Origin of the sequence: Rhabdonatronobacter sediminivivens (genome assembly GCF_013415485.1) — a bacterium.
Lineage (GTDB): Bacteria > Pseudomonadota > Alphaproteobacteria > Rhodobacterales > Rhodobacteraceae > Rhabdonatronobacter > Rhabdonatronobacter sediminivivens.
The window spans coordinates 21175-33763 of the sequence record NZ_JACBXS010000037.1 but is presented as its reverse complement, the minus strand read 5'-3'; the positions used below and the strand labels follow the sequence as shown (position 1 = coordinate 33763).

The following is a 12589-nucleotide window of genomic DNA, read 5'->3' as shown; positions in this document are numbered from 1 at the left end:
CGGCTGGTGCTCTTTGCCGATGGCAGCATTGACGCCGAGGCGTCTGATCAGCGTCGCGCAGCCATGACCGATCCGGCCAAATCTCGTGCAGCGCCGAAAGCAACAGCCGCGACGAAAGCGAAGCTGAAACCCGTCCCCGAAGCGGCCGTGGCCTCAGTCGGGGAAACCCTGCGCGAGGAAGGTCTGGCCGCCCCTGTGACCAGCGGTGGCACGACTTTCCTGCAGGCCAGGACGGCGAACGAAGTGCTGAAAGCGCAGGAACGCCGCATCCGGCTGCAAAAGCTGAAAGGCGAGCTGGTGGATCGCGCACGGGCGGAAACGCTGATGTTTCGGCTGGCGCGTGAGGAACGCGATGCCTGGGTGACATGGCCCGCGCGGGTGGCCGCGCTGATGGCCTCGGAACTGGCGGCGGCCCTGGGGGAGGGGATTACGGTCGAGGCGGCGCTGATGCAGAAGGTCCTGGAAGCCCATGTCCGCGCCCAGCTCGACAGCCTCGCCGATATTCGCAGCGGCCTTGGGTGACGATGTCACCGGGTTCGACGGCGCAAGGGACCTGCTGCGCGCCTGGTCGCGCGGGATCCGGCCCGATCCGGACCTGACCGTTTCGGAATGGGCGGACCGGCATCGCTGGCTGTCCTCGCGCGCTTCTGCGGAGCCCGGGCGGTACCGCACTGCGCGGACGCCATATATGCGCGAGATCATGGATGCGCTCTCGCCGGTCAGCCCGGTGCAGCGGGTGGTGTTCATGAAGGCGGCTCAGGTCGGTGCGACCGAAGCTGGAAATTGCTTCATTGGATTCGTGATGCACCATGCACGCGTTGTATTGCGCCGTCAGTTGCGGCGCAGCCAGATGCTGGAGTTCTTCCAGCGCCTGCCGCCGTGTCTGATCGGCATGGAGGCCTGCGCCGGCGCGCATTACTGGGCGCGTGAACTGGCCAAGTTTGGCCACGAGGTGCGGCTGATGCAGCCAAGCTACGTGAAGGGTTATGTGAAGCGGGGAAAGACTGACGCGGCCGATGCTGAGGCCATCTGCGAGGCCGTGTCACGCCCGTCCATGCGGTTTGTTCCGGTGAAGAGCGAGAACACCCAGGCCCTGCTCATGACGCACAAGGCACGGGAATTCCTCGTCCGCCAGCAGACCCAGATCGTGAATGCCATGCGCGCGCACCTCGGCGAGTTCGGCATCGTCGTGCCCAAGGGTATCCATAATGTCGAGCGTCTGATTCTTGATTGTGAACAGGCAGATCTGCCGGCACCGGCCCGCAAGGCCCTGAGCCTGCTCGCCGATCAGCTGATCGACACACAGAAGAAGATCGCAGATCTGACCACAGACATCCGCGCAGACGCCAGGGTCAATGAAGACGCGCAGCGGTTGCAGATATGAGCCGGGCCAGAAAACGATCCGGGGGATCGTTTTCCCGGCGATTGCCCCGGCATCGGCCCGATCACCGCCAGCGCTCTTGTGTCAGCTTTGCCAGATATCGTCGACTTTCGGTCAGGCCGTGATCAGTCTGCCTGGCTGGGGCTGACACCGCGGCCGCACTCGACGGGTGGCAAGGAGCGATTGGGGCGCATCTCCAAAATGGGAAACAGGTATCTGCGCAGGTTGTTCTATCTCGGGGCGATCGCGCAGGTCAGCGCGCGGCGGCGCGGCGAGGCCGGGGAAGACTGGCTGTGGAAGATCATCGGGCGCAAGAAGCCCAAGCAGGCTGCAATCGCCTTGGCGAACCGCATGGCGCGCACCGCCTATGCACTGATGAAGAACAAGACGGAATTCCGGACGGCGCAAGCCGCCTGAACAAGATCGGAGGTCACGTCCTCCACCGAGAAGGCAAGTGCATCGTGAGATGATGGCAAATCACGGGAATATCGCCGAGGACACCCTGTTCGGACCGGAGCGCCATCGAGCGCGCGCCATTGATTGGGACCAAGGCGACCGCGGACTTCATCAGGGCGCGCAGCCACCGTGCTGCAATCCAGACGCCGTATACATGGCCGCAACCGAAATGACGCCAGAACCAACCGAAACGCCCTTGCCCCGCGGGAGCCATCCATACATGGTTCAAGCACAATGGCGAATGCCGTCCATTGCGCCTTCTATCAACATCGGTGCATCGATCCGGTTACTGCGCAGGCCCGCGATGAAGGTGTTGTCGCGCCAGTGGCCATGTGCGGCCTGTGCCAGGCTGATCTTGATGCTAAGCATCTCGGGAAAGTGCAGGCCTTGCCGGAGGAATGCCTTTGATCCGGTGGGCACGGGTGCGCTCGGCCCGACAGGCATTTCAGGCTGATGTCGCCAATATGACATCAACCACCAGTGCCACCCGGACGGCGGGCTCATGCGGTCCCTGGACTGTTGCTCGATGCCCGCTTATCTGCTGCGCGGTCCGTGGTCCGTGGTCCGTGTCCGATCCGTTGATGCATTCCGCCGACTCAGTTCGGCCCTGACCCGGCGGAGCGCGGCATAAAGCCCTGCAAACCCACAATTGGCTTCGACCGGGTGCGCGCGACGATAGCTCTGCTGGGAGGGCTGCATGTGGCCAATCGCGGCCAGACGTGCTGTCTCGCAGGCTGCCTCCAGAGCCGTTCGCATGGCGCGAATTTCCGATGTGCGGAGTGTACGCAGGTCCGGGTTCCGCGCCCGGCGCAGAACCTCAGCGTCATCAGCGCTGAGATCAGGCCCTGCGGAAGTCAACGGCGCCCCCCTGCAACTGATGCTCCGAATGCGGCCTGTGCGTGGCCGTTCATCTCACGCCCGAGAGCCGAGCACAGCGCCAGACGCCCCCGGCTGACCCGGCTCTTGATTGTACCGACTGTGCAGCCGCATTCCATTGCGGCTTCATGTTGCGAGAACCCATAGGCGCCCATCATGACAAGTGGCTTGCTTTGCTGTTCGGGCAGATCCCCGATTGCGACGATCAATTCCCTCAGGGCGAGCACATGATCCTGGCACGGCTCCTCGGACAGGGCGGCGGCGCGCAGGCCGTCGACATCCTCGACCTCGTGGCGGTATTTGCGCAGGTCCGAGTAGAAGGAATTGCGCAGGATCGTGAACAACCAGGCGCGCAGGTTGGTGTCGGGCCTGAAACTGTCGCGCTTGGCCCAGGCCTTCATCATCGTTACCTGCACCAGATCTTCGGCGCGGTGTGAATCGCCAGTCAGGCGCTGTGCGAAATGCCGCAACCCCCTCATTTCCGGGGGCAACAGACTATGAAAGGAATGACGCTCGGTCATGGGGTTCTCCTTGCAAGAGTGGCAGCTCTGGGCAACGGATCGACGCGAGGGAGGGGGCGCCGATCAGGTCGGAGGTCATCGGCGGAACGCTCAGGCCGCGGCGGTCGCGTTCACGCGCGCTTCGGCCAGGTTCGACAGTGCCTTGTCGGCGGCGTATTCGTCGTCCAGCGTTTCGTTCAACAGCTTTTCCGCGGGTTTATGGCCAAGCTGTCCGGCCCATTTGGCCAGCGTTCCGTAGCGGGCGATTTCGTAGTGCTCGACGGCCTGTGCAAGCGAAATGATCGCGGCATCCATCGTCTCGGTATCGCCGATCTCGGACATCAGCCCTTCGGCTTCCTCGATCAGCCCGACCATGGCATCGCATTTTGCCCCGCGCGCCGCCTTGCCAAGGCCATCGAACACCTCTTCAAGCCGCAGGATATGGGTTTCGGTTTCGTCGTGATGGGAGGACAGGGCGGCCTTCAACGCGGGATCGGTGGCCTTGCGCGCCATTTTCGGCAAGGCCTTCAGTATCTTGCGCTCGGCATAGAGCACATCCTTCAGGGTATGAAGAAACAGATCGTCGAGGGTTTCAATGGACATCGGGATGCTCCTGTGAAGTGGCCTTGCGGCACATGAAGGGACGCGGGACGGTGCGTGCCGCGCTCAAACCACGCGACTGTCAGAAAGGTTTCCGCCGATCAGCTGAACACAATCGAGGGGTTCCTGTATGTCCCTGAACTTGTTCAGGGATGTCAGATGCTGTGCCTGAGACCTTTTGCTTCTGGCTTTGTGCATTGCAGTAACTTCCGCGCGGTTCAGCATGCGATCGGCCTCATAGGCGTCGCTGAGCAGGCTGATGAACAGTTGTGCTTGGTTGGCTTCAGACATTTGAATCTCCTCACTGGTTGGGGCAGGTCCCGTGGCGTGGGCCGGCTGTTTCACAGCAGGACCGCGATGATGATCACGACAAGCAGGGGGTTCCGAGGAGCCAGGCTGCGACGGCAAACATGGAGGTTTCCTTTCAGGTCTCAGAAACTGCGGACCGACGTCAGCGTCTCTGAAACGCGGCATCGAAGCCCAGCCCTTCGTCTCGATGCTTGCCCCCTGCGACCGCCGCGAGCATTGCGGCCAGCACGCCGATCAGCAGGGTTGCCGCAGAGCCCCCCTCGCTGCGATAGGGCGATGTCAGCGACAGCCCAAGCGAGACACCGAAACCGATCAGCAGAAATGAGACCGCCAGTGCCAGCACGGCGCCTGCGAAGATGCCCCCGCAATCCATACAGGATCGGTCAGAGCCGGTGGCGCTGGTCAAATCTGTCACGGCCCGCCGTGGCGGCTGGTGTTCGGTGATCATTGAAGATTTCCTTTACTCGGACGCGCGCTCAGGCCAGTCCGACGAAGCCGAGCACGGCAATGACAACGACAATGGCGCCGACGATGTAGATGATCTGGCTCATGAAGTTCTTCCTTCGGGTGGCGCGTTCGTTCCCAGACCCTGGGCCGAGGCCGAGGGCGAGATGGATCGAATGTTGGGCATCTCGGGATACCGGGATGTCCTGTGGGCACAGCGTCATGCCGCGCACCGTTCATCAGTATCGACCGGACAGTCGAGCCATCTTCTGCGTGAACCCGCAAAGGTTGAGGAGGGGAGGGAAGGCCCCTTTTGTGCATTCACTGGCTCGACTGCCCAGCCGTTCGTGGAACTCAAGACTCACTTACTCTCAGTTTGACTAATCTATGGCCTCACCGCACGTGCCGGTAGGATCGGAATCTACTCATGCAAGGTCCTTTCGGCGTGCGTGACCACTCTGGGTTGTGCGGAAACTGTCTTGTCCGGGCTTGTGAAATTCTTCCACAGGCAGGACGGCAGGCACGCAGCGTCATGCCGCAGGGCTTGCCCTGTCGCCGCACTCCGGCGCCGCGGCACGGCTCGTTGGTTCGGATTCGGTGAACATGGACCCCGACCTGCCGATGGAGGCCTTCCTCGACAGTTTTGGCAACCGGCTGATGCGGCTGCGCGCGCCGATGGGGCCGCTGGTGCTCTGGTCCGACTGCATGGTCGAGGGCGAAGGCCGACCCGACGTGTTCGACTGGAACGCGCAGCAGCACGACGTCGACGACCTGCCGCCGGAGACACAGCAGTTCCTGACCGCCAGTCGCTTATTGTGCCTCGGATGCGCACGCCCCCGAGGCGCTGCGGTTCTTCGGTGCGTCGCAGCCGGGCTGGGCGCGGGTGCAAACGATCTGCAACGATGTCCACAACCACCTGACCTACGGCTACGGCTTCGGGCGATCCACCAAGGCGGCCAGCGACACACAGCGGGAAAAGACCGGCGTCTGTCGCGATTTCGCGCATCTGGCCATCGCCCTTTGCCGCGCCAAGAACATCCCCGCTCGCCATGCCAGCGGCTACCTCGGCGACATAGGCGTGCCCGATACCGGTCCGGGAGATTTCAGCGCCGGGTTCGAAGTCTATCTGGGTGATCGCTGGTACACGTTCGACGCCCGCTACAATACGCCCGGGATCGGACGGGTCCAGATGGTGCGCGGCCGCGACGCCGCCGACGGGGCGATGATCACCTTGTTCGGCACCTATGACCTGAAGGTGTTCCGCGTCTGGACCGACAAGGTGCCCGGCACGCCGTCCGAGGCACAGATGACCGAGTTGCTGAACGTATCGCCGCGACGCCGAGGCGCTCACGCTGGCTCCATCGGGTTGCAGGCGGCGTTGCGGGGACCGCCGCGCCCGGTGGCGTGTTGCCGTGGTGACGACGCGCTTTGCGCTACGTTCTCTACCCTACAGTACCATGCACGGTCATCGTGGCCACAACTGGGGATACTCGCCGAAGGCACGCGTCGCAGCATCGCATCAGGCGCTATGTCTGCGACTTTAGTGAAGGAACCGCAGCACACAGTTGCATCGCGGCATGGGGCACAAGCTCAATCATCCAGTGACGGCAAATCCAGTGCGGCTCGGATCGACTCGATCGTGGCCTCCAGCATCGCGGGATTGGCGCTGGCGCCTTCAACCAGCGCACGGAGTGTCGAGCGCTCATCGGCAGAAATTTGCTCGGTGGTCTCGATCAGGACAAGAACCTCGTCATGATCGAAGTTCTCTGGAGTCAGCAACTGGCCCGGCTCCATTGGTGTTCCAACAATGGTGGTGGTGTCGGTTTCAGTGTTTGCCTCGCTGTCCAGCGTCATGCCTGTTTCTGCATCGTTGATGATTTCAGTCGAGGTTGCGGTATCGTCGGCACTAAGGATGGTCGGCTCTTCAGTCGCAGATTCGACCACGATCATGCCTTCGGTAATTTCGTCACCAACGACAATGAGATCATCATCGGCCATCTGCGCCTCATCCACTGCACCGGCGGCATCCGTCTCGGCGACACCCTCAGCCTCTTCAGCGTCCCGCGCAGCCTGTTCGGCGGCGGCTGCCTCTTCTTGCTGGCGGGCGGCGTCCTCCTCGCGCGCAACCTGCGCGGCTTGTTCGGACTGCTGCTGTTCCAAGCGCGCGTTCTCGGCCTGCGTGTTGTTGTACCAGATGAAACCGCCGATCAGAACAACGGCGGCTGCGAAAATGACTGCGATAAGTCCTGGACGCATGGGAGATCTGCCTTTCCTTGTGGCCACGGCAGCAGGATCAGCATGCTCCCCGGCAGGTTGCGTTGGTTGCGTCGCGGGACGTTGCGAGGCATGTTTCTTTCCAACCAGCGGCCGTTCTTTCCGTTCCATTTCTTCTTCGAGTGCACGCGACATGCGCCAGAATCGCGGTTGCGCAAGACGCAGTTCCGTCACGGTGGTGCACGAAGCAGTTCAGGTCCGCCCACGTGCCCCGGGTCGAGATTACCCCAGTTGGGAATAGTTTCTCACCATAACTGACACTTAGGAAGAAGTTTGACTGGGGAGCGGAACGAGCCGCGTCAACCACTTGTTGACGAGTCACATCCAAACACTGCAACAGGAGAACTTCAATGTTTGAAAAAACCACACGAGCCGCCCTTCTGGGCTCTGTCGCAGCTTTCGCAATCGGCGGCGCGCACGCCCAGACCGACGTTCAAACCGAGGGCGACATGGCCTCTGAAGCCTGTGTTGCCCTGGCGGATCGCCTTGCGACCGACGCTCAGATCGAAGCCGATGTGCGCACCGATGTCGAGGCCGTGATCGCCTCTGGCGACGCCAACCAGTGTCAGGTCGTGTTCACAGCCTGGGAGGATGAAGGCGAGATCAGCCGTGAGTCGCTTGAGCTCGTTGGGACCGAGCAGGTCACCGAGCGCATGATCGTGCAGCAGGAGATCGAAATCGATGCCGATGTCGCGGTCTATCAGCCCCCCGCCGAAGTCGATGTTGATACAGGCACGCCCGAAATCGTCTGGACCATGCCGCGCCAGAACGCGACAATCAACGAACAGGCCCCGGAGATCATCATTCGTCAGGCCCGGCCCACGGTCCATGTCGAGGTTCCGCAACCGCGCGTTACTGTCATGATCCCCGAGCCCGAAGTAACAATCACCTGGCCGGAGACGACGCTCGACATGTCGCAGCTTGAACCGATGATCGAGGTGCGTATCCCCGAACCGGTCGTCACCGTCAACATGCCCGCCCCCGTGATCGAACTGACAATCGGCGGCGCTGGCCCGTCCGAACTGACCGAGCTTGAAGACGGCCGCTTCGCCCCGCAGGGCGCGACCGAAGATGACCTGCAGCCCCGGATCACGTTTCAGGGGCACGAAGCGACCGTAAGTCCGGGGCAGGAAGCAGAGACACCCGAGATCGTTTTCAACCGAGGCGAACCGGTGGTCAAATATGAAGGTCAGGACCCCGAGGTGACGGTCGAAGTTGTCGGTGAGCCGGAGATACGGATCTCCACCGGGCGGCAGGGCGACGACGGCGATGTCACACCTCGCGACAAGGATAGCGCAGAGTCTGATGACGATGTGCTTTCTGAGCAAGACACCGATGCAGTCGATGATGCGCAGTCGCGCGATTAAGTCCGACGGTTCAACTGGATAGGCAGTCCAGTTGAACCATGCATCGCCAGATTTCAGGCCAAACTCGAAAGCGAAAAACATATCTCATGCATTGGCAACGCTGGTTTGCCCACGATCCCAACCGGCCCCGCGCCTTTACGCTGGGAGCGACCGGCTGGGCGCACGACCCGCGCGCGCTGACATCGCGCTTCGCGCAGACGCTGGACGAAGGCAGAGATGCAACACAGGCTGGTTTCCACGAAGGTCGGCCCGTGCTGCTGCACGCCAAGATTGACACACCCGCTGGCGGTCTGATCCGGGTTGCAGTTCCGGTTGGCACGGACTGAGAGCCAGGCGCCGAAGTGACCATTGATGCGGGGCAGTATAGGCCCAAACGACACCATCAAACTCGAACTGCTGGTGGACGGCGCCACTGTGTTCGACACGATCAACGGGCGCCCCCTGGCGTACTTCGCTTTTGCGATCGCCCAGGGCCGGAATGAGTTGACGCCTTCGGCCGAGAATGTTGTACGTATCCGGAGGTACCGTCTCGCTGGCGAAGAGTAAGCCTTGCGTCCGCCAGCCCCGCGTGACGTCCCGAAGGGGCCGCATTCACAATCGGTCCTGATCTGTCCGATGGGCGATGTCGTCAGACAGACACGCAAGATATCAATCACGGCAATCTTCGCGGCATCCCGCACCGGGACCAAGCAATGCATCAAGGCATGATCTCCCTGCGTCCGAAACACCCATGTCCCGATGCGCCGTTCGCAGAACCTGCGCAGCGACAGGGCACTGAACGTGGTGGGCCATGACTCCAATGCCCGCCCAGAATGGGAAGCTGCCCCTTCCGGTATCAGACCCCGTTGGGGACGAAGCACAGATGCCTCCCTTGCGACACAGCCGCAAGGTCTTGGGGTCAGCCAGCCGCGACCAACCAAACACCTCGCGGAACTGATCGCGCATCCTTGCGTTCAGTCAAAATAACAGCCCTACCGTCTGACTGTATCGTTTCGTGGAACCTGCCCAGTATTGCCTATCAAGGTGGCCGACACGATCTATGCATAACTTCATATTCCGCTGGATCACCAAGTTGCGGCAGAACTACTGGTTCTGGCCAAGCGTAATGACGGTCTGCGCCGTTCTGCTCGGTTTCGTCCTGCCGTATCTGGATGCGCGCGTGGGGTCGGACTGGATCCGGGAAGCCGGCTTCGTGCGCACCATCGAGGTCGACGGGGCACGGGCGATCCTCACAACGCTCGCCACGGCAACGCTCGGTGTCGCGGGCGTCGCATTTTCCGTAACCATCGTCGCCGTATCCTTCGCAAGCTCCAACTACGGGCCCCGCCTGATCGGCAACTTCATGGCGGACAGGAAGAACCAGGTCATCCTGGGCATATTCGTCGCAACGTTCGTCTACTGCATCACCGTCCTGACCACGGTACACGCCAGCACCGAAACGCCCGGCACCACCCTCGACGCCTTCGTTCCCCATCTTTCGCTCTACTTTGCACTCCTGCTGACCTTGGCAGCCGTCGGCGCGCTGATCGCCTACATTCACCACATTCCCGAATCCATCAACATCATGAACCTGACGGCAGAGATCGGGGCCAAGCTCCAGTCTTCCGTGATCCGCATGCTGGACGAGGAAGACAGCCGCATGCGCGACACGCCGGATGCCCACCACATGGATGTGGAGGCCTGGTTCGAGGAACCGCAAGCCGATGACGCACATGTCGTTCGTGCGGAGGTGACGGGGTTCGTGCAGAAGTTCGACTTGGAGAATCTTGCCGCGCTCGCCCTCAAGAACGGGATTCAAATCGTCCTGCACCGATCTCCTGGAGACTTCGTCGTTATGGGCGAGACGGTCCTGAGCACGCGCCCCGCAAGGAGCGGAGCGGGAGCGATCGACAGGCAAATGCGAGACTGCTTCACGCAGGGCGACAACAGGACGGACGCGCAGGACATTCTCTTCCTGTCCGATCAACTCGTCGAAGTTCTGGGGCGCGCCTTGTCCCCGGGAATCAACGACCCTCGTACCGCCATGCTTTGCCTCGACTGGCTGCGCGCCGGTCTTGTCGCCTTCGCCGCGCGACCTCCGTCGCAACCGGCGAAAAGCGACGATCCGGTCCTCTATCGGCGGGTCGCTTTCGAAGACATGTTGAACAGATCCTTCGCCGAGATGCGCCAGTGCGTGGCCACCAACCGCACCGTGACCCTGCAAGCGATGGACGTTCTCACAGATATCGCTCAAGCCTCATTTCAGGAGCCAATGGCCAGGGCTTGCGTGCAACAGATTTGCCAATTGGCTGGTTCGGCAATGGAACTCCTCGACGAATCGGTCGCGCGCGAGGAAATTGCGACCGAATTGAAGCGGGCGCTTCAGGCAGTCGCTGCCGGGGGGGCGCATTGCCGCGATCCGATCGCGGACCACGCGGCACCTGACTGATCCGATCAAGGTGGAACGGGTGCGGATCGGTCTGGGCTGCAGCGCTGAGGCCTTCTGGGGCCGCTGCGTGCCGGTCCAATGCGGAAGGTGAACCCCCGTTCTGCTTCGGCGCCGGCCGACGTACTCAGGCCGCCCGCACGGCCGCGAAGGGAACGAGGCGCCGCGTGGTCTCGTCCCACAGGTGTTTGCGGGCGCAGGCGAAGCTTTCGCGCAGGGTGAGCCGCTGGGCATCGGCGAGTTGCGGGTGATCGCGCAGCACCTCGGGCAGCCGGTAGAACGGGATACGGGCTTGCAGGTGGTGGACGTGATGCACCCCGATGTTGGCCGTGAACCATCGCAGGATCCCCGGCAAAACGTAATGCGAACTGCCGTGCAGCGCCGCGTCGTGCACCTGCCAGTCGGCGTTGTGGTTCCAACTCGTCTCCTCGAACTGGTGCTGGACGAAGAACAGCCAGACCCCGATTGACGAGGCCACGAGCAGCGTTGGCAGAAACACAAAGGCCAGCACGGCCCCACCGCCCAGATACCAGATACCCGCCGCAAGGGTTGCGATCGCCGCGTTGGTCCCCATCGCACTGATCCAGTACCGCGCCCCGTTGCGCATCAGGCCGACGGGCACGCGGTTGCTGATGAAAAACAGAACGAAAGGGCCTATGCCGAACATCACGACCGGATGGCGATAAAGGCGATAGCCAAGGCGGCCCAGCGGCGACAGGCTGCGATACTCGTCGACTGTCAGCGTGCGGATGTCGCCCATCCCGCGCCGATCAAGGTTGCCGGTGTCGGCATGGTGCTCGGCGTGGACCCGGCGCCAGGCGTCATACGGCGTCAGCGTCAAGACGCCAATTGCCCGACCAACCCAGTTGCTCAGTCGGCGGCTGCTGAAGAATGCGGCATGTCCGCAATCGTGCTGGATCATGAACAGACGCACCAGGAACGCGCCGTTCAGGACCGACAGGGCAACCGCAAGAGCGGGGTTGATGCCGACGCTCCACCAGGCGAGCGCCCACAGCGCCAGCAACGGGACTGCCGTGACGACGATCTCCCAAGTGCTGCGCCAGTTCGATGGGGTGCGATACTGCGCCAGGATCGCGATCCAGGCGCGCGGATCGTCGAGGCGGTCGGGAAGGTCGGCATGGGGGTCGGGGGGGCAGGGCTGGGTCATGGCGTCCTTCGCTTCGGTGTCGTGTGCGGATCAGGTACTACACAATCTGCATCACGGGCGGGTGCTTCGTCGCTTGCGTCCCGGAGCGCGCGCGCGTGCGGCGACCGGCCGGTCCGCGCGGATGGCCGCGCCGCATCTTGTAGCCTGCGACGTATGTCACTGAGGAACCGTCAGGCGCGCCTTTCGTTCCAGTCAAACTGCTCTGGACCGTCGGTTTGTTTGCGCCTGCGGCCCTGCGCAACCCGAAACGGGGCGCGCGCAGAGACGCTCGGCCCAGTCAAGCACGCGTCTGTGTGAGTAGATTCCGGCCCTGTAAAATGTTCGTTTCGAGGCGCAGGATCATGATCCGCCTTTGGCCAATGAACCGATGGGCGCATGCACGAACAGCAGGTGCATGGTATTTGCCCGGCAATCGGTCGTGGCGGCATGGCAACGTGTGGGGGGTTTGCATGGACCGAGAAATATCTGCGCCGAGTGTCGCCATGCAGGGCCTTGCGGAGCTGAAGTACGCTGCCCGCTGGCAGGCCATCAGGGAAAGCACGTCCACTGAACTGCTGCGCCTGGTGCTGCGGCTGGAACATGCTTGCGAAGTTGCACGTGTGGCGGCGCTTCGTAATCTTCGCCGATCGGGGCAAGGGGCCGACTTTGGGGGCGATGCGGATCGCACCTTGGGCTTTGCCACGCTTTATGCGGCGCTCCGCCGCGCGCGGGCGGAAACGATGCGCCGGGAAGCTCGGGGGCCTCGGTCGCCATCACCGGCCGTGGGGAATGACGGGGCGGTGGTCCGAG

At 62.6% G+C, this 12589-nt stretch carries 12 protein-coding genes and 2 pseudogenes; 7 read left to right on the top strand and 7 right to left on the bottom strand.

Annotation, left to right across the window (positions count from 1 at the left end; genetic code table 11):
* Together HUK65_RS14780 and HUK65_RS14775 are read left to right on the top strand one after the other, a co-directional pair.
* Nucleotides 1-522 (top strand): hypothetical protein (locus HUK65_RS14780; protein ID WP_179907045.1); only part of this gene is annotated, 522 nt, incomplete at its 5' end.
* Nucleotides 470-1798 (top strand): annotated as a pseudogene (locus tag HUK65_RS14775) (IS110 family RNA-guided transposase). The gene HUK65_RS14780 and the pseudogene HUK65_RS14775, both read left to right, overlap by 53 nt.
* A gap of 264 nt (nt 1799-2062) precedes the next feature.
* On the opposite strand, the gene HUK65_RS14770 reads toward HUK65_RS14775, so the two are convergent.
* The 5 genes from HUK65_RS14770 to HUK65_RS14750 form a co-directional block, all read right to left on the bottom strand.
* Nucleotides 2063-2257 carry a hypothetical protein gene (locus HUK65_RS14770; protein ID WP_179907044.1) on the bottom strand — a complete coding sequence of 65 codons (195 nt, stop codon included), beginning with the start codon at nt 2255-2257 and terminating at the stop codon, nt 2063-2065.
* A gap of 434 nt (nt 2258-2691) precedes the next feature.
* Nucleotides 2692-3234: a sigma-70 family RNA polymerase sigma factor gene (locus HUK65_RS14765; RefSeq protein ID WP_179907043.1), complete on the bottom strand. Its 543-nt coding sequence runs from the start codon at nt 3232-3234 to the stop codon at nt 2692-2694.
* A 90-nt stretch (nt 3235-3324) separates the two neighbouring features.
* Nucleotides 3325-3816, bottom strand: coding sequence for a YciE/YciF ferroxidase family protein (locus tag HUK65_RS14760; protein ID WP_179907042.1), 492 nt, complete (start codon nt 3814-3816; stop codon nt 3325-3327).
* A gap of 63 nt (nt 3817-3879) precedes the next feature.
* Nucleotides 3880-4104, bottom strand: a complete 225-nt coding sequence (locus HUK65_RS14755) for a hypothetical protein (RefSeq protein WP_179907041.1) — start codon at nt 4102-4104, stop codon at nt 3880-3882.
* 160 nt (nt 4105-4264) lie between these two features.
* On the bottom strand, nt 4265-4495 hold the full coding sequence (locus HUK65_RS14750; protein ID WP_179907040.1) for a hypothetical protein: 231 nt from the start codon (nt 4493-4495) through the stop codon (nt 4265-4267).
* On the opposite strand from HUK65_RS14750, the gene HUK65_RS14745 reads away from it, so the two are divergent.
* A complete protein-coding gene (locus tag HUK65_RS14745; RefSeq protein ID WP_179907039.1) occupies nt 4479-4946 on the top strand; it encodes a hypothetical protein in 468 nt (155 codons plus the stop codon). The two genes, HUK65_RS14750 and HUK65_RS14745, sit on opposite strands and share 17 nt — an antisense overlap.
* A 503-nt stretch (nt 4947-5449) precedes the next feature.
* Nucleotides 5450-5662 (top strand): annotated as a pseudogene (locus HUK65_RS19025) (transglutaminase-like domain-containing protein); the annotation flags it as partial.
* 494 nt (nt 5663-6156) lie between these two features.
* On the opposite strand, the gene HUK65_RS18805 reads toward HUK65_RS19025, so the two are convergent.
* Nucleotides 6157-6975 (bottom strand): DUF2514 family protein, encoded by an 819-nt coding sequence (locus tag HUK65_RS18805; RefSeq protein ID WP_235442174.1) that lies wholly within the window; start codon nt 6973-6975, stop codon nt 6157-6159.
* Between the two features lie 215 nt (nt 6976-7190).
* Here HUK65_RS18805 and HUK65_RS14735 point away from each other — a divergent pair, with 215 nt between their 5' ends.
* From HUK65_RS14735 to HUK65_RS14725, 3 genes are all read left to right on the top strand, one after another.
* Nucleotides 7191-8207: a hypothetical protein gene (locus HUK65_RS14735; protein WP_179907037.1), complete on the top strand. Its 1017-nt coding sequence runs from the start codon at nt 7191-7193 to the stop codon at nt 8205-8207.
* 38 nt (nt 8208-8245) lie between these two features.
* Complete coding sequence (locus HUK65_RS14730) at nt 8246-8533, top strand: hypothetical protein (protein ID WP_179907036.1); 288 nt, start codon at nt 8246-8248, stop codon at nt 8531-8533.
* Nucleotides 8534-9246: 713 nt separating this feature from the next.
* The gene (locus HUK65_RS14725; protein WP_179907035.1) at nt 9247-10635 is read left to right on the top strand and encodes a DUF2254 domain-containing protein; all 1389 of its coding nucleotides are present in this window, start codon (nt 9247-9249) and stop codon (nt 10633-10635) included.
* 124 nt (nt 10636-10759) lie between these two features.
* Here HUK65_RS14725 and HUK65_RS14720 read toward each other — a convergent pair whose 3' ends face one another.
* Complete coding sequence (locus tag HUK65_RS14720) at nt 10760-11800, bottom strand: fatty acid desaturase (protein ID WP_179907034.1); 1041 nt, start codon at nt 11798-11800, stop codon at nt 10760-10762.
* Between the last annotated feature and the right edge of the window lie 789 nt (nt 11801-12589).